The sequence below is a fragment of the Moraxella sp. CTOTU47579 genome, from assembly GCF_032004885.1.
Taxonomy (GTDB): Bacteria; Pseudomonadota; Gammaproteobacteria; order Pseudomonadales; family Moraxellaceae; genus Faucicola; species Faucicola tetraodonis.
In genome coordinates this window covers 18,475-41,044 of the sequence record NZ_DALZOJ010000016.1, presented here as the reverse complement: position 1 = coordinate 41,044, position 22,570 = coordinate 18,475, and the positions used below count along the sequence as shown (strand labels likewise).

Annotated in this window: 16 protein-coding genes; 15 read left to right on the top strand and 1 reads right to left on the bottom strand. The window is 43.4% G+C overall.

All coding sequences use genetic code 11. The features are described from left to right. Positions 1-139: 139 nt before the first annotated feature. From secE to RTP55_RS09535, 9 genes are all read left to right on the top strand, one after another. Positions 140-607 (top strand): preprotein translocase subunit SecE, encoded by a 468-nt coding sequence (gene secE, locus RTP55_RS09575; protein ID WP_138018876.1) that lies wholly within the window; start codon positions 140-142, stop codon positions 605-607. 139 nt (positions 608-746) lie between these two features. Next, positions 747-1,277 (top strand): transcription termination/antitermination protein NusG, encoded by a 531-nt coding sequence (gene nusG, locus RTP55_RS09570; protein ID WP_007116399.1) that lies wholly within the window; start codon positions 747-749, stop codon positions 1,275-1,277. Positions 1,278-1,475: 198 nt separating this feature from the next. Then, positions 1,476-1,907, top strand: coding sequence for a 50S ribosomal protein L11 (gene rplK, locus RTP55_RS09565; protein ID WP_036597691.1), 432 nt, complete (start codon positions 1,476-1,478; stop codon positions 1,905-1,907). After that, positions 1,908-2,606 carry a 50S ribosomal protein L1 gene (gene rplA, locus RTP55_RS09560; protein ID WP_060996316.1) on the top strand — a complete coding sequence of 233 codons (699 nt, stop codon included), beginning with the start codon at positions 1,908-1,910 and terminating at the stop codon, positions 2,604-2,606. Positions 2,607-2,904: 298 nt separating this feature from the next. Beyond that, positions 2,905-3,408, top strand: a complete 504-nt coding sequence (gene rplJ / locus RTP55_RS09555; RefSeq protein WP_065253716.1) for a 50S ribosomal protein L10 — start codon at positions 2,905-2,907, stop codon at positions 3,406-3,408. A 69-nt stretch (positions 3,409-3,477) separates the two neighbouring features. After that, positions 3,478-3,849 (top strand): 50S ribosomal protein L7/L12, encoded by a 372-nt coding sequence (gene rplL / locus RTP55_RS09550; protein ID WP_007116395.1) that lies wholly within the window; start codon positions 3,478-3,480, stop codon positions 3,847-3,849. A 538-nt stretch (positions 3,850-4,387) separates the two neighbouring features. Continuing rightward, on the top strand, positions 4,388-8,506 hold the full coding sequence (rpoB, locus tag RTP55_RS09545; protein ID WP_312385781.1) for a DNA-directed RNA polymerase subunit beta: 4,119 nt from the start codon (positions 4,388-4,390) through the stop codon (positions 8,504-8,506). 143 nt (positions 8,507-8,649) lie between these two features. Continuing rightward, positions 8,650-12,882: a DNA-directed RNA polymerase subunit beta' gene (gene rpoC, locus RTP55_RS09540; RefSeq protein WP_099833603.1), complete on the top strand. Its 4,233-nt coding sequence runs from the start codon at positions 8,650-8,652 to the stop codon at positions 12,880-12,882. 86 nt (positions 12,883-12,968) lie between these two features. After that, a complete protein-coding gene (locus RTP55_RS09535; RefSeq protein ID WP_135888360.1) occupies positions 12,969-13,487 on the top strand; it encodes a DUF6586 family protein in 519 nt (172 codons plus the stop codon). 105 nt (positions 13,488-13,592) lie between these two features. Here RTP55_RS09535 and RTP55_RS09530 read toward each other — a convergent pair whose 3' ends face one another. Beyond that, on the bottom strand, positions 13,593-16,322 hold the full coding sequence (locus tag RTP55_RS09530; protein ID WP_312385777.1) for a penicillin-binding protein 1A: 2,730 nt from the start codon (positions 16,320-16,322) through the stop codon (positions 13,593-13,595). Positions 16,323-16,533: 211 nt separating this feature from the next. On the opposite strand from RTP55_RS09530, the gene RTP55_RS09525 reads away from it, so the two are divergent. The 6 genes from RTP55_RS09525 to RTP55_RS09500 all read left to right on the top strand — a co-directional run bounded on the left by RTP55_RS09525 (position 16,534) and on the right by RTP55_RS09500 (position 22,557). After that, positions 16,534-17,586, top strand: coding sequence for a pilus assembly protein PilM (locus RTP55_RS09525; RefSeq protein ID WP_312385776.1), 1,053 nt, complete (start codon positions 16,534-16,536; stop codon positions 17,584-17,586). Beyond that, positions 17,586-18,257, top strand: coding sequence for a PilN domain-containing protein (locus tag RTP55_RS09520; RefSeq protein WP_204156438.1), 672 nt, complete (start codon positions 17,586-17,588; stop codon positions 18,255-18,257). The genes RTP55_RS09525 and RTP55_RS09520 overlap by 1 nt, the downstream gene beginning before the upstream one ends. A gap of 2 nt (positions 18,258-18,259) precedes the next feature. Next, positions 18,260-19,021, top strand: coding sequence for a type IV pilus inner membrane component PilO (locus RTP55_RS09515; protein ID WP_409418436.1), 762 nt, complete (start codon positions 18,260-18,262; stop codon positions 19,019-19,021). Continuing rightward, on the top strand, positions 19,008-19,541 hold the full coding sequence (locus RTP55_RS09510) for a pilus assembly protein PilP (protein WP_312385772.1): 534 nt from the start codon (positions 19,008-19,010) through the stop codon (positions 19,539-19,541). The genes RTP55_RS09515 and RTP55_RS09510 overlap by 14 nt, the downstream gene beginning before the upstream one ends. A gap of 17 nt (positions 19,542-19,558) precedes the next feature. Next, the gene (gene pilQ, locus RTP55_RS09505) at positions 19,559-21,913 is read left to right on the top strand and encodes a type IV pilus secretin PilQ (protein ID WP_312385770.1); all 2,355 of its coding nucleotides are present in this window, start codon (positions 19,559-19,561) and stop codon (positions 21,911-21,913) included. Between the two features lie 107 nt (positions 21,914-22,020). Continuing rightward, positions 22,021-22,557, top strand: coding sequence for a shikimate kinase (locus RTP55_RS09500; protein WP_312385769.1), 537 nt, complete (start codon positions 22,021-22,023; stop codon positions 22,555-22,557). Positions 22,558-22,570 lie beyond the last annotated feature (13 nt).

Below are 22,570 nucleotides of genomic sequence, written 5' to 3'. Positions count from 1 at the left end.
TTCAATTGGTAGAGCGTCGGTCTCCAAAACCGAATGTTGGGGGTTCGAGTCCCTCATCGCCTGCCACATTTTAGTTAGGTTAGCGTGTACGCTGTATTCTAATAATAAAATACGTTTTAATGATAGACAGGGCAGCCTTATGAAACAAATGCTAGAGAACAAACTAGCAGAGCTCAATGGCAAAAGGATGTCTGGTGAAAAAGTGGTTGTCCACGAACCTGCTGCTATTGAGATTGCCAAACGACACTCCCCTAAAGATTTTGCCCTGTGGATTTTTGCTTTTGTCGCATTAATCAGCGCAACTTTAGTCAATCAATATTTACCCGCATATTGGCAACCCGCTAGCAGTTTATGGACGCGCGTGGCTGTTATTGCTGGACTAATCATTGCTGCATTATTGGCACTGGCATTGACCAACCAAGGCAGTGCTTTTAAGACACTTTTGCAAGATTCCCGCGTTGAATTACGCCGTGTGACTTGGCCGACCAAACAAGAAACCCTTGAATATACTTGGCAAGTTGCGGTAGTGGCTGGGATATTAGCCTTTATCGTGTGGTTATTAGATACCGTATTTAGCCAGTTGATTCAATACGTCATTGGTCAATAGCAAAAATTTAGCCAAACCCTTTTATTTGACCCACATCTGTGGGTTTTTATCTATCTAGCAATATCAATATTTTACCTGCATTGCTCATATTTGGTATAGTAGGCGATGTGTTTAGCAATGAATTAGAGGAAGATTATCCATGCGTTGGTATATCGTACAAGCATTTTCAGGCTTTGAAAAACAAGTGCAGCGTTCATTGATTGAACGTATCAATCGCAGCGAATACAAAGAATCGTTTGGTCAAGTACTCGTCCCAACCGAAGAAGTTATCGAAATGCGGGATGGCAAAAAACGCAAATCTGAGCGTAAATTCTTCCCAGGTTACGTATTGATTGAAATGGATATGAACGACAACACATGGCACTTAGTTAAAGACTGTCCACGTGTGATGGGTTTTATTGGCGGTACGCCAGAAAATCCTGCGCCGATTACCCCAAAAGAAGCCGATACCATTTTGAATCGTTTAAATACCAACGAAAATAAACCGCGTCCAAAAACCTTATTTGAGCCAGGTGAAGAAGTATTGGTTATCGATGGTCCGTTTACCGAGTTTAGAGGCTTGGTGGAAAAAGTGGATTACGAAAAATCACGCTTACAGTTGACTGTCAATGTCTTTAACCGTCCAACACCGGTTGAGTTAGAATTTAAGCAAGTAGAAAAAATTAACTAATTTTTAATTTGAATCTACTAATAAAATTGTAACTAAGTGCCAAATTTAGCAATTTTTGCTTTACCTAAGTAAAAATTCGCTTATAATATGGCACTTTATTTTTTCTGTTGTCTGCAAGATTGACAATATCACCCGGGGAGCCAGATAGCCATTCGATGAGTGGGAGTCTAGCGCTATTACCCATAACAGGAGTCTATCATGGCTAAAAAGATTGATGGTTACATCAAACTACAAGTGCCAGCTGGTAAAGCTAATCCATCACCACCTATCGGTCCAGCATTGGGTCAAAAAGGTGTGAACATCATGGCATTCTGTAAAGAGTTCAACGCAGCTACTTCTAGCATGGAACCAGGTCTACCTGTTCCCGTTGAAATCACGGTTTACAACGACAAATCGTTCACCTTCATCATGAAGTCACCACCAGCGGCGTTCTTAATTCGCAAAGCTGCAGGTGCTGCTAAAGGTTCAGGCGTACCGAACAAAACTAAAGTAGGTAAAGTTGACCGTGCACAGTTAGAAGAAATTGCTAACACTAAAAATGCTGACTTAACTGCTGCTGACTTAGAAGCTGCGGTTCGCACATTGGCGGGTACTGCTCGCTCAATGGGTATTGACGTGGAGGGCGTGTAAATGGCTAAATTAACTAAACGTCAAAAAGCAATCGCTGAAAGCTATGATGCGAACAAACAATACACATTGACTGAAGCGGTGGAAATCCTAAATAAATTACCACCTGCAAAATTCAAAGAGTCAATCGATATTGCTATCAATCTAGGCGTTGACCCACGTAAATCTGACCAAGTGGTTCGTGGTGCTACTAACCTACCTGCAGGTACCGGTAAAACCAAACGTGTTGCCGTGTTTGCACAAGGTGCAGCAGCTGATGCAGCAAAAGAAGCGGGTGCTGATATCGTAGGTTTTGAAGACCTAGCAGAAAGCATCAAAGCAGGTAACATGGACTTTGATGTTGTGATTGCGTCGCCTGATGCAATGCGCGTTGTTGGTCAATTAGGTACAATTTTAGGTCCACGTGGTTTAATGCCAAACCCTAAAGTAGGTACAGTTACCCCTAACGTTGCTGAAGCGGTTAAAAACACCAAAGCGGGTCAGGCAACTTACCGTGTTGATAAAGCGGGTATTATCCATACTACAATTGGTCAAGTAGGCTTTAGCGCTGAACAAATCGAGCAAAATGCGTCTGCATTAATCGCTGATTTGAAAAAAGCAAAACCTGCGACCTCAAAAGGTATTTATATCAAAAAAATCACCCTATCAAGCACGATGGGTCCTGGCATCAACTTAGATGCAGTTCCTTATCGTAATGCCTAAGCTTTAAAGCTTAATGGTGAATTTTTAACATATTATAAATTTAGTTCAGCACAAACGGGTTGTGCTGTCTAAGACCGTAGGTTCTATTGGTTTAATCATAATTCTATTGGTTTAATCGTAAATAGTTTAATTGTGAAAGTTTTTCACAGCCTACGCAGACGGGATGGCAGTTTAATTTACCATTGACTGCCACCGTATCGGAGTGATAATAAGTTGTACTTTAACTTATTATATTAACTAGGTTTATTGGTGCCCTAAGTTAATCATAACTAGGAAACTGATAATATGGAGACAACCCATGGCATTAAATCTTCAAGACAAACAAGCGATTGTTGCTGAAGTAAGTGAATCTGCCAAAGGTGCCCTTTCTGCTGTTGTTGCCGATGCTCGTGGTGTAACAGTAGGTAAAATGACCCAACTGCGTAAAGAAGCTCGTGCAGCGGGTGTTGATATGCGTATCGTGCGTAATACTTTATTACGTCGTGCGTTAGAAGACACTAACTACTCTGTGTTAAATGACGTATTTGTAGGTCCAACACTTATCGCATTCTCAACTGAACATCCAGGTGCTGCGGCACGTTTGTTCAAAGAATTTGCTAAAACAAACGATAAGTTTGAAATTAAAGGCGCAGCTTTTGAAGGCGAGTTTATCGCTGCTAAAGATATCGATCGTTTAGCAAGCTTACCAACTTACGACGAAGCGATTGCGCGCTTAATGGGTACGATGAAAGAAGCCGCTGCAGGCAAATTTGTTCGTACTTTGGCAGCATTACGCGACAAAATGCAAGGCGAAGCCGCTTAATTTATTTAAGCAAACTTAGCTACGCTTAGGATTTTTTAAACCAAATTCACTTATTTAGGAATACACATCATGGCATTAACTAACCAAGAAATTCTTGATGCAATCGCTGAAAAATCAGTAATGGAAATTGTAGATCTTATCTCTGCAATGGAAGAAAAATTTGGCGTATCAGCCGCTGCACTAGCAGCAGCACCTGCAGCAGCCGGTGATGCACCTGCAGCAGAAGAAAAAGACGACTTCACCGTTGTATTAACTGGCGCTGGCGACAAGAAAGTAGCTGTTATTAAAGCAGTTCGCGAAATCACTGGCTTGGGCTTAAAAGAAGCTAAAGACCTAGTTGAAGGCGCACCACAAACTGTTAAAGAAGGCGTAGCGAAAGCTGAAGCTGAAGAATTGAAGAAAAAATTAGAAGAAGCAGGCGCATCAGTAGAATTGAAATAATTCTCGCACTTAAGTTCTCTAAACTTCAAAAAGCCATTATTGCACTTGCAATAATGGCTTTTTTTTATTATAATCATTCTCTTGACCTTTCGTGTCTGATTGAACATAAGATGGCACACGCACCAAGGACAGAATTGTTCCATGCAAGTTAGAAAGTCTGGTAATGCGTAAAAAAACTTGAGCTAAATACCCCAAAGGTGTTTGGCTTTTTGTCGTCTCTACAGTTTTTGTTTGTATCGATTTTATATTATATCGCCGATTAGGTTATCCATCCTGTGATGATTAACTTATCCGCTGATTGAGCAAGGTTTTAAGATTTCCGTTAGGAAATTGGATTTAAGTTGGTGACTTAAGACTGTAAGAATTGGGTCATCAAATCTTTTAAAAATAGATTCCATCGTTAATAAGTTCGCAAAAAACTTAATTTCCTAACCGGAAATGTGGTGATTTGTGGCTTTATCAGTGCACAGCAGTATCAGTGCACTGAAGTATTAATAGATGGGTAGGCATTAACGCTTTGAATGTTTAAGGACTTTTAATGGCATACTCGTATACTGAAAAAAAACGCATTCGTAAAAGTTTTGCAAAGTTGCCCACCGTCATGGACGTGCCATACTTATTGGCCATCCAAGTTGACTCGTATGAGCAATTTTTGCAAGAAAATAAAAAGCCAAAAGGTCGGGAAAACATTGGTTTACAAGCCGCTTTTAATTCTATTTTCCCTATTGAAAGCCATACTGGCAATGCGGAGCTACAATTTGTTGAATACTATCTAGGTACACCAGAGTTTGATGTGCGCGAATGTATTTTACGTGGTTCAACCTATGCAGCGCCATTACGTGTCAAAATCCGTTTGGTCATCAAAGACAAAGATGTTAAAGACAAAGATGCTAAAGCGGCAATTAAAGATATCCGTGAACAAAGCGTCTATATGGGTGAAATCCCATTGATGACTGAAAATGGTACTTTTGTGATTAATGGTACTGAGCGTGTCATCGTATCGCAATTACACCGTTCACCAGGCGTATTCTTTGACCATGACAAAGGCAAATCACATTCAAGTGGTAAAGTGCTATATAACGCCCGTATTATTCCTTACCGTGGTTCATGGTTAGACTTTGAATTTGATGCCAAAGACTTGGTGTTTGCTCGTATTGACCGTCGTCGTAAATTATTGGCAACAGTGATTTTGCATGCCATTGGGATGAATACACAGCAAATTTTAGATGCGTTTTATGAAAAAACCCACGTCTATAAAGGTGATGAGCAATTTGAAATCGATCTTGTCACTGACCGTTTACGCGGTGAAATGGCGCAGTTTGAAATCGTTTCACCTGATGGCGAAGTGATTGTCGAACAGGGCAAACGTATCAACGCGCGCGCGATTCGTAAAATCGAACAAGCCGGTATGACTAAATTGCCTGTGCCTGATGAATACCTGTATGAACGTATTTTGGCACAAGATATCGTTGTGGATGATGAAGTCATTGCACGCGCTAACCAATTGCTTGACCACGAGACTTTGGTCAAAATCAGCAATAACGGTATTAAAGAATTTGATATCTTATTCACTAACGATATCGATCATGGTTCATACATCGCCGATACACTGCGCGCGGATACTGCGATGAGCCGTGAAGAAGCGTTGATTGAAATATACAAAGTGATGCGTCCAGGTGAACCACCAACACTCGATACGGCTGAAAAACTGTTTGAATCGATGTTTTTTAACGCAGACCGCTATGATTTATCAAATGTCGGTCGCATGAAGTTCAACCGTCGTTTGGGCCGTGCCTATGAGCCAACCAATGACCCTGATGTGCAGCGTGAACGCAGTGTGTTGACCAACGAAGACATTATCGACGTATTAAAAATGTTGATTGAAATTCGTGATGGTCGTGGGGTAGTGGACGATATTGACCATTTAGGTAACCGCCGTGTCCGTTCAGTCGGTGAGATGACAGAAAATCAATTTCGCGTGGGTCTAGTCCGTGTTGAGCGTGCGGTTAAAGAGCGTTTAAGCTCAGCTGAAACAGATAACTTATCGCCACAAGATTTGATCAACTCAAAACCTGTGGCAGCCGCCATTAAAGAGTTCTTTGGTTCATCACAATTGTCACAGTTCATGGACCAAAACAACCCGTTGTCAGAAATCACCCATAAGCGTCGTGTTTCTGCATTAGGTCCAGGTGGTTTAACACGTGAACGTGCAGGCTTTGAAGTCCGTGACGTACACCAAACCCATTATGGTCGTGTATGTCCGATTGAAACCCCTGAGGGTCCAAACATCGGTCTGATCAACTCACTAGCCGTCTATGCTAAAACCAATGAATTTGGTTTCTTAGAAACCCCGTATCGTAAAGTAGTTGACGGTAAAGTAACGGATGAAATCGAATATCTATCAGCGATTGAAGAAGTGGGTACTGTAATCGCCCAAGCGGATTCGCCAATTGATGAAAGCGGTCAGTTGACAGAAGATTATGTCTCTGTGCGTAACTATGGTGAATTTGTCCGTATGGCACCAGAGAAAGTGACCCATATGGACGTATCACCACGTCAGGTTGTGTCTGTGGCAGCCAGCTTGATTCCATTCTTAGAACATGACGATGCCAACCGTGCCTTGATGGGTTCAAACATGCAGCGCCAAGCGGTACCAACGTTACGTTCTGACAAACCACTGGTTGGTACGGGTATGGAACGTCACGTTGCCCGTGACTCAGGTGTGTGTGTGACTGCCAAACGTGGCGGCGTCATTATGGACGTGGATGCGAGCCGTGTCGTTGTAAAAGTGAATGAAGATGAAATGCAGGCGGGTGAAGCGGGCATTGATATCTACAACTTAATCAAATACACCCGTTCAAACCAAAACACCTGTATCAACCAACGCATTATCGTCAACCAAGGTGATGTAATCGCGCGCGGGGATATCTTGGCAGATGGTCCATCAACCGATTTGGGTGAGTTGGCATTGGGTCAAAACATGCGTGTGGCGTTTATGCCTTGGAACGGTTACAACTTCGAAGACTCGATTTTGTTATCTGAGCGTGTGGTTAAAGAAGATCGTTTTACCACCATTCATATCCAAGAATTGACCTGTGTGGCGCGTGATACCAAATTGGGTACGGAAGAAATCACTGCCGATATTCCAAACGTGGGTGAGGCAGCCCTAGCTAATCTAGATGAAGCAGGTATTGTCTATATTGGTGCGGAAGTGCAAGGTGGCGATATCTTAGTGGGTAAAGTGACACCAAAAGGTGAAACCCAGCTCACCCCTGAAGAAAAACTACTTCGTGCAATTTTCGGCGAAAAAGCCGCAGATGTTAAAGATACGTCATTGAGGGTGCCTTCTTCTACCAAAGGTACGGTTATTGACGTCCAAGTCTTTACCCGTGATGGCGTAGAAAAAGACAGCCGTGCGCAAGCTATCGAAAAAGCCCAGCTTGATAGCTATCGTAAAGACTTAAAAGAAGAATTGCGTATCTTTGAAAACGCGGCACGCGGTCGCATTATCTCATTGCTTGACGGTCAAACTGTCAGCGGTGGCGCGGGCTTAAAATCAGGTACGGTGTTGAGTGAAGACTCAATGCAAGACATGTCACTTGAAACATTGCTGGATATTCAGCCAACCCAAGAAGATACCGCAGAGCGTTTATCACAAATTGGTGACTTTTTAACCGATAAACAAAAAGAAATCGATGAAAAATTCACTGAGAAAAAACGCAAATTAACGGCAGGTGATGATTTAACGCATGGCGTGCAAAAAATCGTCAAAGTGTACTTGGCAGTAAAACGTCGTATTCAACCCGGTGACAAAATGGCAGGTCGTCATGGTAACAAAGGGGTGGTATCACGTATCATGCCGATTGAAGACATGCCATATGATGAAAACGGCAACCCAGTGGATGTAGTACTAAACCCACTAGGTGTACCATCGCGTATGAACGTCGGTCAGATTCTAGAAACTCACTTAGGCGGTGCAGCACGTGGTTTGGGCATCAAGATTGATGAGATGATCAAACAACAAGCGGCAGTTGCTGAGTTACGTGATTTCTTAGACAAAATCTATAACCAAATTGGCGGCGAGCAAGTGGATTTAGGCAGCATCAGTGATGAAGAAATCATTGCGATGTCAAAAAATCTACGTGCAGGCGTACCAATGGGTACCGCAGTATTTGATGGCGCTAAAGAACAGCAAATCAAAGGCTTGCTAGAATTAGCGGGTATGCCAACCTCAGGTCAGCAAGTATTGTTTGATGGTCGTACCGGTCAACAGTTTGATCGTCCTGTGACCGTGGGTTATATGTACATGCTCAAACTCAACCACTTGGTTGACGACAAAATGCACGCACGTTCAACGGGTTCTTACTCACTGGTCACCCAACAGCCATTGGGTGGTAAAGCCCAGTTTGGTGGTCAGCGCTTCGGTGAGATGGAAGTGTGGGCACTTGAAGCTTACGGTGCTGCTTATACATTGCAAGAGATGTTGACGGTGAAATCCGATGACGTGGAAGGTCGTACCCGCATGTACAAAAACATCGTCGATGGTGAACAGAACATGTCAGCCGGTATGCCAGAATCGTTCAACGTATTGACCAAAGAGATTAAGTCATTGGGTATCAATATTGAGTTAAAAGATCATAGCAAAAGTAAAAACTAAGTCATGATTGTAAGTATGGCGGCTTTAAAAGTCGCCATACTCAAACTTAATAGTTTACCTTGTTAATGACAAACGAATAAAAATTAACCTTAAATTGAAAGTCAATCTGTAGCGACCTTCAATTTAATCGATGGAGAAGCAGTTTGAAAGACTTATTAGACATCATGAAAAGCCCTGCCGACTCTGGTAACCAAGAGTTCGACAGCATTCAAATTTCTCTTGCCTCACCTGACACCATCAAATCTTGGTCGCATGGGGAAGTTAAAAAGCCTGAAACCATCAACTATCGTACTTTCAAACCAGAACGTGATGGTCTTTTTTGTGCCAAAATTTTTGGACCTGTTAAAGACTACGAATGCTTGTGTGGTAAATACAAACGCCGTAAATTCCAAGGCGTGATCTGTGAAAAATGTGGTGTTGAAGTGACCGCCGCCAAAGTACGCCGCGAGCGTATGGGTCACATTGAGCTGGCAAGCCCAGTTGCGCATATTTGGTTCTTAAAATCATTACCAAGCCGTATCGGTCTATTACTTGATATGACTTTGCGTGATATCGAGCGCGTATTGTATTTTGAAAGCTATGTCGTCACTGACCCAGGTTTAACTAGCCTTGAAAAATATCAGTTGCTCGATGATGAAGATTACTTCAAAGCACTTGAAGAGTTTGGTGATGAATTCACTGCGAAAATGGGTGCTGAAGCGGTGCAAGACTTGCTGCGCGATATTGATGTAGATTTGGAAATCGACCAGTTACGTGAAGAAATTCCTAACACGGGTTCAGAAACCAAACTTAAAAAAATGTCAAAACGCCTAAAATTGCTTGAGTCATTCCGTGATTCAAACAACAAACCTGAGTGGATGGTAATGACGGTATTGCCTGTATTGCCACCTGATTTGCGTCCATTGGTACCGCTTGAAGGGGGTCGTTTTGCCACTTCAGACTTAAATGATTTATATCGCCGCGTCATTAACCGTAACAACCGTTTAAAACGCTTGTTAGAGCTCAATGCGCCTGACATCATCGTGCGTAATGAAAAACGTATGTTACAAGAGTCAGTGGATGCGCTGCTTGACAACGGTCGCCGCGGTCGTGCGATTACAGGTAGCAACAAACGTCCATTAAAATCTTTAGCCGATATGATTAAAGGTAAACAAGGCCGTTTCCGTCAAAACTTACTCGGTAAACGTGTTGACTATTCAGGTCGTTCGGTCATTACCGTGGGTCCATACCTGCGTCTACACCAATGTGGCTTGCCTAAAAAAATGGCACTTGAACTGTTCAAGCCCTTTACTTATGCCAAGCTTTTGCAAAATGGCATTGCGACCACTATCAAAGCTGCTAAGAAAATGGTTGAGCGTGAAGAACCGGCAGTGTGGGATATGCTTGCCAGCGTGATTCGTGAGCACCCAGTGCTACTAAACCGTGCACCGACCCTCCATCGTTTGGGTTTACAAGCATTTGAGCCTGTACTGATTGAAGGTAAAGCGATTCAGCTACATCCGCTAGTTTGTAGCGCGTTCAACGCCGACTTTGATGGTGACCAAATGGCGGTACATGTACCGTTAACCCTAGAAGCCCAGCTTGAAGCCCGTGCCTTGATGATGTCAACCAACAACATCTTGTCACCTGCCAATGGTGAGCCAATCATCACGCCATCACAAGACGTTGTATTGGGTTTGTATTACATCAGCCGTTCGCACATCAATGCCAAAGGCGAAAACATGACTTTCTCCAACGTGAAAGAAGTGTATCGTGCGCTAGGTACTGGTGATTTAAGCGTCAATGCCAAAATTAAAGTACGCATTGAAGAAATCACGTATGACGATGAAGGTAATGCCAATAGCGTTACTAAAATGGTTGACACCGTTGCCGGCCGCTGTTTGATTTGGAATATCACCCCAAAAGGTATGAGCTTTGACGAAGTCAACAAAGAGATGACCAAGAAAAACATCGCTCGCCTTATCAATTCTTGCTACCGCAAAATGGGCGTGAAAGACAGCGTCATGTTTGCTGACCAATTGATGTATTTGGGTTTTGCCCAAGCAACGTTGTCAGGTGTATCCATTGGTATGGAAGATATGCTCATTCCACCTACCAAAAACAAAATCATCGAAGCGGCGGATGCGGAAGTTCGTGAGATTGAAAGCCAGTTTGAACAAGGTTTCGTGACCGCGGGTGAACGTTATAACAAAGTCATTGATATTTGGTCACGTACCAATGACCAAATCGCCAAAGCGATGATGGATAACCTATCACAAGATACCGTTATCAATAGCCAAGGTGAAGCGGAAAAAGAAAAATCGTTTAACTCGATTTATATCATGTCGGATTCAGGTGCGCGTGGTAGTGCCGCACAGATTCGTCAGTTGGCAGGTATGCGTGGTCTGATGGCAAAACCAGACGGCTCGATTATTGAAACCCCCATTAAAGCTAACTTCCGTGAAGGCTTAAGCGTTTTACAGTACTTTATCTCGACGCACGGTGCCCGTAAAGGTCTAGCCGATACCGCACTCAAAACAGCAAACTCAGGTTACTTAACCCGTCGCTTGGTTGACGTTGCGCAAGATTTGGTTATCACCCAGCCTGATTGTGGTACCGATAAAGGTATCTTGATGAAGCCACACATTGAGGGTGGTGAAATCATTGAACAATTGGCTGACCGCGTGCTGGGCCGGGTCACCGCCAAAGATGTGATGTCAAATAAAACAGGCGAACTAGCCATCCCATCAGGTACCTTGCTGGATGAGCATTGGGTAAAAGTACTTGATGAACATGGTATTGACGAAGTTTGGGTACGTTCTGTGATTACTTGTGAAGTGCCACATGGTGTCTGTTCACAATGTTATGGTCGCGACTTAGCACGTGGTCACCGCGTCAATATTGGTGAGTCTGTGGGTGTCATGGCAGCGCAATCAATCGGTGAGCCGGGTACCCAGCTTACCATGCGTACCTTCCACGTGGGTGGTGCCGCGAGTGCCGCAGCTGTGGAAAACAGCATTCAGGTTAATAAAGGCGGTACTGTTCGCTTCCAAAACTTGAAATCTGTTAGCCATGCCGATGGTCATTTGGTGGTAGTTTCTCGCTCTGCAGAAATTAGTATTACCGATGAATTAGGCCGTGAGCGTGAGCGCTATAAAGCACCGTATGGTTCGTCAATTTTAGTGGCGGATGGCACTGAGGTTACCCCAGGTCAGACCATTGGTAAATGGGATCCGCATACCCATCCAATCATTACCGAGGTATCAGGTACCGCACGCTTTAGCGAAATCACCGATGGTTTAACAGCCACCATGAAAATCGATGAAGCAACGGGCATGAGCTCATACGAAATCTTGGCGACCAAAGACCGCCCAAGCTCGGGTAAAGATTTACGTCCTGCGATTATCCTTGATACCAAAGAGGGTAAAGAAGTGGTGTATTTCTTACCACAGCAAACGATCATTCGTGTGCGTGAAGGCGATGAGGTAACAACAGGTTCGATTTTAGGTCGTGTACCACAAGAATCATCAGGTACCAAAGATATTACCGGTGGTCTACCACGTGTTGCTGACTTATTTGAAGCGCGTCGTCCAAAAGATCATGCGATTATGGCAGAAATGAGTGGTACAGTAAGCTTTGGTAAAGACACCAAAGGTAAAAACCGCTTTATCATTACCAATGATGATGGCGAAGTGCATGAAGAGTTGATTCCAAAATGGCGTCAAATCAACGTGTTTGAGGGTGAACGTGTTGAGCGTGGCGAGGTGATTGCCGATGGTCCGCAAAACCCACACGATATTTTACGCTTAAAAGGTGAAACTGAGCTTGCCAACTACATCGTCAATGAAGTACAAGACGTTTACCGCTTACAAGGGGTAAAAATCAACGACAAGCATATTGAAGTGATTATTCGTCAGATGCTACGTAAAGTTGAAGTTACCGATGGCGGTGACTCAAGCTACTTCAAAGGTGACCAAGCTGAATACGCTGATATCGTCGCCATGAACAAAAAACTCGACGAAGAAAACAAATTCCCAGTCAAGTTTGACCGTTTATTGCTCGGTATCACCAAGGCGTCATTGGCAACTGAAAGCTTTATTTCTGCGGCGTCATTCCAAGAGACAACGCGCGTATTGACGGCGGCAGCAGTTACTGGCAAGATTGATGACTTACGTGGTCTAAAAGAAAACGTGGTTGTCGGTCGCTTGGTACCATCAGGTACTGGTTTAGCTTACCATGCCCAGCGTCTAGAGAGCGGTAAAACCACCGCCACAGAAGCTACTGAAAATCAGCAGCTAGAAGCACTAGACACCTTGTTTGCCGAAAACATGGAGCCTGCGTCAATGTCATTTGAAGACAAATTTGCTGAAGAGTTTAATAGCCAAGATGCAAAATAATCGTTAACCAGTCATAAAAAGGCCGGTGCTTGCAACTGGCCTTTTTTTTCATCAAAATATCCGTATCAAATGTCTAAGGAAACAATATGGCAGGTCGTGTTGCACGTTATCAAGCAGATAGAACCAATCAAAAAATGTATTTTTGCCGAATTTATTGTCAGCAAGCTGAACAGACGCCAAAAGGGCAATTACAGGAAGCACATATTGAAAGCGCACTCATGCATTTGTACGGCGGGTATTTGGCATTTTTACAAGAAGTAGCGCGCTATTATAATTTAACTATGCCAAACCCGAGTCTGCAATCAATTAGTGATGCCTTGGAAACCAAAACCCAAGTATCACCTGAAGTCATGCGGTTAAAGCAACTATTAGCTAATGATTATTTGGGCGACATCGAAAAAGCATGGCAGCAAATTATCTATAAACCTGTGCCACAGAATCTTGGAAATGAGAGTGATGAAAGCAATAAAAATGCCAAATTACCGGTGATTGATGTTATGGCAAGTCCATCAAGTACCAATATTTCAGTCGATATGATTCGCCAATGGCGTGGCGATTTGGTGGATACGATCGATAGTTTGCGAGAAGGGATGATTGAGTTTTAATCGTTTAATCAATTTTGGTATTTATCACCTTGTTACTTATCCCATTAATACTTATCAAAGACCATAAAAAAGCTCGATAATTAATCGAGCTTTTTTATTAACTACTCATTCATTCAGTGGTTTATTGCTATTTAACTGAGTGTAGTTGATATTGTTACCCGTCGTGGGCATCGGCACGGATGCTTGTTCCTCAGGGCGTTTTTGGGTAACCGCTTGCGGGGGTTTACTGTCATCACGGGTGATTTCATTGCCCTTGCTATCGACGCGTCTAGTCCCATTGTCAGTGAGCTCAATGGTTTCCTGCTCTTGTTTTTTGGATTTGGCGCGATTATTCACTGATACCCATTCCACAGGTTGACCTTTGAGCATTTTAGAGGTGAAATCCATCCAAATAGGTAGCGCCGCCACGCCACCAAATTCTTTTTTACCCATACCGATCGGTTGGTCAAAACCGACCCAAACTGTCGTCACCATTCTGGGGTTGATACCGGCAAACCACGCATCTTTGGCATCATTGGTAGTACCTGTCTTGCCACCCAAATCTGAGCGACCTAACGCCCGTGCCTTAACCGCGGTACCGCGCTGGATGACATCACGTAAGATATTGGCCATTTGGAATGCCACATTAGAAGAAAGAATACGGGGCGCTTGCTGCGCTGGAATATACTGAATAGGCATGGGTTTTAGCTTATCAGTGTCGGGGCCGGCATCATATAGTTGCGCTTCAAGGGACGCTTGGCGTGCTAGCATTTGCTGAGTGCTGGCTTCTAATGCCGCTTCTTCTTTGCTAAGTTTTTTCTTATCTTGTTTGTTTAAACTGTCTTTTTCGTTGGTTTTAGCCAGTGGGTTTGCGTTGAATAAATCAGATTTTTCAGTCGCTTTATCGCCTGCTTGCGTGTCTTTACTTTGGCCACTTAACAAAGCAGTTTGTTGTTCTTGGAAGGCGGTTAAGTTATCTTCATTGGTTTGCTGTAAATCATTGTTAAAACATACTGCACAGGCTTGTTTTGGATTGGCTTGGTATTGCAGCTTACCGTTGTAGTCAAAAATTTGCTGAATAAAATAAGGTTGAATACGGTGACCGCCGTTGGCAAAGGTCGCATAGCCCGTAGCCATCTGTAATGGGGTCGCTTCACCAGAACCGAGTGCCAATGACAACGTGTTTGGCATGCGTTCTTTTTCCAACCCAAATTCATTGAGTAGCTCACGCGTATCAGAGATACCCGCTGAACGTAGTACCCGAATTGATACTAGGTTACGTGATAGGTATAAACCTTTACGCAGTGGAATCATCCCCAAATTGCGCCCATCTGAGTTCTTGGGTTTCCAAGAACCGACGGTTAATGGATCATCAGATATCATGGTATCTGGGCTAAAGCCTTTTTCTAGGGCAGCGGTGTAGATTAATGGCTTGATGGTTGAGCCTGGTTGGCGATAGCCTTGAATGGCGCGGTTAAATTTACTTTTATTAAAATCAAAGCCACCAACGACCGCAAGTAACGCGCCAGTTTCTGGATTGACCGATACTAGGCTGCCTTCAACGGCTGGAATTTGCACCAAGCTCCAGCTGGTGTTGTCAGCATTTGATGTGACATACACAATATCATGCAGATTGACGATGTTGTTGGAGATAAATGCTGAGTTGGGATTGCGATAGTGCAGTGTCGCCCAGCGCATGTTTGACCAAGGCACTTTAATCTGAGTACCGTCTTTCATGACCGCATCAAAGCCATTGCCAGGATAGACTTTGGTGACTTCAACCGGATAAAAAGAATGGATAACTGGGAAGTTGGCAAGCTTGCCAGGTTTTTCTTTATCTTTTGTATTAGCAGGAGCGCCACGCCAACCGTGGCGGCGATCATACGCAAATAAACCGCGTTTAATGGCGTTTTCTGCAATTTCTTGTGCTTCACTATTAATGGTAAGCTTTACGCGCCAGCCCGAATTGATGACAGCTTCGCCATATTTTTCTACCAATGAGGCACGGGTCATTTCCGCCAAATACGGTAAGTTTTTATCAAGTTTTGCTTGGTATAGGCGCAGTCCAATGGGTGCGGCAACCGCTTCGTCGTGTTGCGCTTGGCTAATTGCGCCATTTTTAAGCATCTGACCCAAAATCCAGTTGCGCCGCTCTAACGCGCGCTCAGGGTTGGCAACAGGATTGTATTTGGATGGCGCTTTTGGCAGACCGGCAATCATTGCCATTTCAGCAATGGTTAGGTTATTTAATGATTTACTATAATATTGCTTAGCGGCGGCTTTAATCCCATACGCACCTTGACCCAAATAGATTTTATTCACATATAAGGTCATGATGTCTTGTTTGGACAGCTTTTCTTCAATTTTACGGGCTAAAAATAACTCCGTTAATTTACGATTAAGGGTACGTTCGGAGGATAAAAAATAATTTTTGGCAACTTGCTGGGTAATCGTTGACCCCCCTGTCTGGCTATCGTCGTCGCTCACCGCTTCGGTCAGTGCCCGCCCAATGCCCTTAATACTGATACCACTGTGCTGAAAAAATGACGAATCTTCGGCCGCTAAAAAAGCATTCACCATATTTTTGGGGATTTGCTCATAAGTCACTGGCAGAGACATATCATTACCGTATTGACCAATTAATTGGTTGTCCTCGGTATAGATTTGTAGTGGCATTGACAGCTTGGCTTTTTTAAGGTCATCTAAGCTTGGCAGGCTAGGTGATATATACATCGCCATACCATAAAAACCGATGGGAAAAGCTAATACCAAAATAAAAAGAAACGCTAAAATTGCAACCAAGAGATTGAGTAAAAATTTCATCCAAGTAAAGGTAGCAGCAGTCGACTGGGTCATAAAGTCATTAGCTCAAAGCAAAATAAAGCCCCATTATACCTAAAAAAATTTGAGTTCTGTGAAAAATCTATTTTGCTTTTATATTGTTTTTAAACTAGCTAATAAATTAGTCCTAACTAAAGCTAACTAAAGGTTGAATCTCTAAAGTTTCTAAAGTATTGTAGCGTAGTAAAAATCACGTTACCGAACTTAGTATACAAGGAACAAACTTGTGAGGTTATTTACAAAAAACAACAAGCAAGTCGTTGGGGTAGATATCACCACCACTGCGATAAAAATGGTTGAAATAACACGGCAGCAAGGTCTATTTCATTTAAGAAATTATGGCATTGAACCGTTACCCCGCGGTGCAGTTGTGGATAAAAATATTGTAGATATTGACGCGGTCAGTGACGCCCTCGCAAGATTATCCCGCGGTAGAGGTTTTTCTAGTAAACATATCGCGACAGCCGTATCTGGGTCTTCGGTCATTAGCAAAATTATTGAGATGGAAGCGGATCTCACAGAGCTTGAAAGAGAATCTCGTATCCGTCTGGATGCTGACCAATATATTCCCTATCCTTTATCAGAAGTTAATTTAGATTTTGAAGTGATAGGTCCTGCAGCCACGCCTGATATGTGTAAGGTATTGTTAGTTGCCTCTCGCACTGAAAACGTCGACCAGCGTGTCGATGCGGGTGCTTTGGCGGGACTGGAAACTAAAATTGTGGATGTAGAGGCTTACGCAGTTGAACGCGCCTTTCAATTAATGGTCGATAGCTTGCCAGGTCAACCTCAGCATGTAGCCCTCATTGATATCGGGCACAGCCAAACCACGCTTTATATTGCAAAAGACGGGGAGTTTGTGTACAGCCGTGAACAGCTTTTTGGTGGCGCCCAGTTAACTGAAAGTATTCAAAGCCGTTATGGTTTGACGTTCGAGGAGGCGATGATTAATAAGCGCACCCTGTCATTGCCAGATGATTACTATACGGATGTATTAATGCCATTTTTAGATGCCATTGTGCAGCAAATCACCCGCTCGCTGCAGTTTTATTTTTCATCCAGCCAAAATAGCCAAGTAGATTATATTTTGTTGGGTGGGGGCAGTGCCAGCATTGCGGGTCTAGCAAGCATGGTTGAACAAAAACTTGGTACCCGCACAGGTATTGCCAATGCATTTTCAAATATGACGATTAATAACCATATCAACACTGAATTACTGATTATGGACGCGCCAAGCTTAATAGCGGCTTGTGGCTTGGCGTTACGGAGTTTTGATTAATGGCAAAGATTAATTTACTTCCTTGGCGTCAAGAACTTCGAGAACGTAGAAACCGTGAGTTTATGACTTTAGTGGTTGCGGTATTGTTTTTATCGCTACTCGGTGCCTTTGCAGCATGGAGTTACTATAAAAATACCCTAGAAAACCAGCAGCTTGCTAATGAACGTATCAAACAAGAAAACGCTAATTTAGACAAGGCATTAAAAGAAATCGAAACCCTTGAGCAGCAGCGTGATGATATCATTGCGCGTATGAAAGTGATTCAAGACTTGCAAGGTCGTCGCCCTGTACCTGTTCGTATTTGGGACGATATTGCCAGAATTATCCCGGCACAAATGTATTTGACCAGTATGAAGCGTGAAGCTGATACCATCACCTTTACCGGTCAAGCCGACAATCCAAATGTGATTTCAACATTTATGCGCAGTCTTGATGGGACGCAGTGGTTAGAAAAATCGGCTGTGGTCAGTATACAGCAGCCCAATGCAGTGGCTTATCAAGCCGCCACACCCGCACCTGCTGCCGGTAACATCAGCGCTAGCAGTACCAGCGCAACATTACCAGAAGCCAATTACGTGACTTTTGTGGTAACAACCATGGTTAAGCAAACCGACGTTGCCAGTGCCACCGCTGCCAGTGGCGTTGCGGCAAGTGCGAGTAAGGAGAAATAACGGTGAAATTAACCAATCCGCTAAAAAGACCGAAGCTCGTCAAAAAACCCGTTCACATTACCGCAAGAAAATCGTTTGATGTTAAAGCCTTCGCCGAGAGCTTTAAATCACTAGACCAAAATAATTATGGTAGCTGGCCTGTGCCTGTTAAGGTTACCGTCTTGCTATTTATGGTCGCTGTTATCGCCTTTTTAACTTGGTTTTTACCGATTAGTACCAAACGTGAGGAGATTGCCGCTGCCGAAGCCGAGCAGCAAACCTTGCTCGATCAATATCGCCAAAAAGAATCCAAAGCACGTCATTTAAAAGAATATCAAGCGCAAGTATTAAAAATGCAGTCTGATTTTAAAGAACTGCTCAATCAATTACCCAAAGACACCCGTATTTCTGACCTAGTGGATGGGATAAATATGGTTGGTGTGGGCAGTAATGTCAAATTTCAGGATATCAAAGTTGAACCTGAAGTGTCTCAAGAGTTCTTTATTGAGCAGCCAATTCGTATTGCCGCTTTAGGAGATTATCACCAATTTGGCTCATTCATTAGTGGGCTTGCTAAATTACCTCGCATTATTACACTGCATGACTTTGAAGTTGCCAACCCTAGTCCTAGCCTAGACAAGCTACCAGAAACCAATCTTGTTTTGAACGTTAAAACTTATCGTTCAAAAGAGCTAAATGAAGAAGAATTGAAAAAGGCACAAAAAGATAATCAAAAAAATCCAGCTGGGTCTGACAATAAGGAAGCAAATAATGGCGATAAATAAAAAACAGCTTACTATTTGCTTAGCCCTATTAGCCCTCTTATCTGGCTGTACCGACCGTGTCGGTTTGGCAGAGCAACAAATGCAGGACATCCGTAACCAGCCTGCGCAACCGGTAAAGCCACCACCGACACCTGAAGTGGTACAAGAGTTTAATTACAGCGCTTCACAGCTGCGTAGCCCATTTATGCCGCCCAGTTTAATGCTGCAAGCCAATCAAGTACAGCAAATGCAAGGGGTCAGACCCGATGTGACCCGACTCAAAGAGCCGCTTGAACAATTTGAGTTGAATGAGCTTACCTATAAAGGTACGATGGTGTCATCATCTGGCGAGGTATATGGTCTTGTTCAACGCCCAGATGGGGGCATTGCCAGTGTCAAAGTGGGTAATTATATGGGTAAAAATGATGGGCGTATTGCAGAGATTACGCCAACCCAAATTAACTTAATTGAAATCATACCAGACAGTCGTGTCGGCTATGTCGAAAAACCAAACTCAATTGTTGCCGCAGTTAGTCAATAAAACAAAGGGATAACTCAATGAATTTTAATGCCTATCCATTTCGAACTTCAACATCTAAGCTAGCGGTAGCGATGAGTGCGATGTTAGTATCTAGCAGCGTGTTTGCAGCTGATACGATTAGAAATATCTCGGTTACCACGCCGAGCGCTATGTTAACAGAACTCAATGTCGACTTTGCTAATATTGCTGTGACGCCGACAGCTTATGAGCTTGCTTCACCCACACGACTGGTGTTGGATTTTCCCAATGTGAATAATCAAATTTCATCACGGATGCAAACTTATAACAAAGGCTATGTCAACAATGTCACAACGCTGACCAATGACAGTATGACACGTATGATTATTGAGTTGTCAAATCAAGCGACCTTTAGTACACGTGTGATTAATAATCGCCTTGTTGTCTCCATGCAGCCGAAGGGAAGCACCCCTGCAGTAACCACTGTAGCTACCAATCCCGCAATCGTTACACCTGTGGTGACTACCCCCGTCGTTGTGAGTCAGCCCGCAGTAGTAGCGCCTGCTGTCGTCGTGACTGAACCTGTTCCTGCCCCTGTGATTGTCACGCCGCCACCTGTGGTCGTGCAAACGCCGCCACCTGTTGCCGTCGTGACCCAAACACCAAAAGTCGCGCCACCCGCCAATACCATGGTAGTCAAAGTCAATCCTTTATTAAATCCTGCTGCCGCGGTTGTTCAACAATATAACTATGATGGTCTAGCGGCGATTAATTTTAATGGCACCTCGAACGGCGGCGGTAATATTAGCATCAATTTGGTAAATGACAGTATCCCTGTGGATGTGCAGCGCATGGGTGATGAGTTGGTCATTCGTCTGACAGGCGCCACCATTCCAAGTCGCCTACAAAAACAAATGACCGTAGGTAATGGCTTGGTGCGTGATGTTATCGCAACCAACCAAGGACGCAATGGCGTGATTCGTGTTGCCATGACAGGCGATTATGACTATAAAGCCTTTCAAACAGGTAATCAGCTAAATATCAATATCGATCCCCCCAAACGTCTGCGCGAGCCGACCCTTGAAGAACGTACCTATAGTGGGGCGCCTTTATCACTAGAGTTTCAAGATGTCAGCGTGCGGACGATTTTAGAAGTTTTGGCACAACATACCAATACCAATATTGTTGCCAGTGACAGCGTCAGTGGTAATATTACCTTGCGTCTGATTAACGTGCCTTGGGATCAAGCTTTAGATATTATCCTAAAAAGTAAAAATTTGGATAAACGGGTTAATGGTAATGTAATTTGGGTGGCACCCGCGGCAGAACTTGCCAAACAAGAAGCCGATGAGTTAAAAGCGCAACAAGAGAAAAAAGTATTAGACCCCCTGCGTACCGAATATATTCGACTTAACTATGCCAAAGCAGAAAATGTACGAACATTGATTGAAGCAGGTAGAGCAACATCCGATCGTTCGAGCGGCAGCAGCTCACTGTTAACAGACAGAGGTACAGTCACAATCGATACCCGCACCAATACCTTGATTGTTAAAGACACCGCTGAAACCATCAGCAACATCCGTGATTTGATTAGTAAAATCGATATCGCTGTCAAACAAGTGATGATTGAAGCTCGCATTGTGAGTGCGACAGACACCTTTAGTAAAGAACTTGGGGTGAAATGGGGTATTTTATCGCAAGGCGCGGCAAGTAATCGTAACCTGCTAGTGGGTGGTAATTTAAGTACCATTGATAGCCTTAAGACTTATACCACGGCTACGAATGCCGATGGTACTACCTATCCTGTCTATAGCGGTCTCACTGCCGCTAATAACCTCAGTGTCAATTTGGGAGCGACCAACGCCGCAGGCTCGATTGCCTTTGGCTTGTTGAGCATTTCAGATTTACTATTAGATTTAGAATTGTCAGCCATGCAAGCGGATAACAAAGGTGAAGTCATCTCTAGTCCAAAAGTGCTAACTGCCGACAAACAAACTGCCAAAATCATGTCAGGGACGCAAATTCCTTATCAAGAAGCCTCTGCCAGTGGGGCAACTTCAACGAGCTTTATCGAAGCGGCATTGAGTCTTGAAGTGACCCCTAATATTACCCCTGAAGGTCGTATTGGCATGGATTTGAGTATTGAAAATGGTTCACCAACCATCATCAATGGTGCGACAGCGGTTTCTAAAGATTCGATTAAAACCAACGTAGTCGTCGATGATGGTCAAACGGTTGTGCTCGGTGGCGTGTTCAAAAATACCTTAGGTAACGATGTGACTAAAATCCCTTTCTTAGGGGATTTACCTTATGTTGATCGCTTCTTTAAACGCACCTCAAAAAGCAATAATAAGCAAGAATTATTGATTTTTGTGACCCCAAAATTGGTGAATGACACGGGTCGTATCAATTAATTGACCACCCAACAGACGTTTTGTATAACAAAATAGTCTTATAGCGCATTGCCACAAATCACAGTATAATGTTTTCAATATATTATAGAGTGATTTGTGGTTTTTTTATGGAGTGTAATCAACCTAAGCCGTTAATTATTTTGATTGGTCCAATGGGTGCGGGTAAAACGACAATTGGTAAACTGTTGGCGCAGCAACTTGGGTTTACGTTTTATGACAGTGATCAGGAAATAGAACGCGTCTCAGGTGCCAGTATTAGCTGGATTTTTGAAAAAGAGGGTGAAGTTGGGTTTCGCCAACGTGAAACACGTGTGCTTGATAAACTAACCCAGCTCGATCATGTCGTACTAGCCACAGGCGGTGGGGCAGTCACTATCGCTGAAAATCACCATTTTTTAAAACGTGGTATAATTATCTATTTGCGGGCAGAAGTTGATATTCAATATGAACGCACTTGTCGAGACCGCAACCGTCCGTTATTACAAATAGACAATCCTAAGCAAAAGCTAACTGAACTGTTTTGTAAACGTGACCCAATTTATCAGCAGCTTGCTGACATCACCATTGTTACGGGTCACAGTTCCCCAAAAAAAATGGTGCATGAGATTTTGCTGCAATTGCAAGACGCCAATATAACCGTCTAAATGTAGCACTCTC

Bases quoted from the DNA above. Each gene is read 5' to 3' on its own strand.
- secE (WP_138018876.1), top strand. From the start codon at position 140: ATGAAACAAATGCTAGAGAACAAACTAGCAGAGCTCAATGGCAAAAGG.
- rplA (WP_060996316.1), top strand. From the start codon at position 1,908: ATGGCTAAATTAACTAAACGTCAAAAAGCAATCGCTGAAAGCTATGAT.
- nusG (WP_007116399.1), top strand. From the start codon at position 747: ATGCGTTGGTATATCGTACAAGCATTTTCAGGCTTTGAAAAACAAGTG.
- rpoB (WP_312385781.1), top strand. From the start codon at position 4,388: ATGGCATACTCGTATACTGAAAAAAAACGCATTCGTAAAAGTTTTGCA.
- rplK (WP_036597691.1), top strand. From the start codon at position 1,476: ATGGCTAAAAAGATTGATGGTTACATCAAACTACAAGTGCCAGCTGGT.
- pilQ (WP_312385770.1), top strand. From the start codon at position 19,559: ATGAATTTTAATGCCTATCCATTTCGAACTTCAACATCTAAGCTAGCG.
- RTP55_RS09520 (WP_204156438.1), top strand. From the start codon at position 17,586: ATGGCAAAGATTAATTTACTTCCTTGGCGTCAAGAACTTCGAGAACGT.
- rplL (WP_007116395.1), top strand. From the start codon at position 3,478: ATGGCATTAACTAACCAAGAAATTCTTGATGCAATCGCTGAAAAATCA.
- RTP55_RS09510 (WP_312385772.1), top strand. From the start codon at position 19,008: ATGGCGATAAATAAAAAACAGCTTACTATTTGCTTAGCCCTATTAGCC.
- rplJ (WP_065253716.1), top strand. From the start codon at position 2,905: ATGGCATTAAATCTTCAAGACAAACAAGCGATTGTTGCTGAAGTAAGT.
- RTP55_RS09500 (WP_312385769.1), top strand. From the start codon at position 22,021: ATGGAGTGTAATCAACCTAAGCCGTTAATTATTTTGATTGGTCCAATG.
- RTP55_RS09530 (WP_312385777.1), bottom strand. From the start codon at position 16,322: ATGACCCAGTCGACTGCTGCTACCTTTACTTGGATGAAATTTTTACTC.
- RTP55_RS09535 (WP_135888360.1), top strand. From the start codon at position 12,969: ATGGCAGGTCGTGTTGCACGTTATCAAGCAGATAGAACCAATCAAAAA.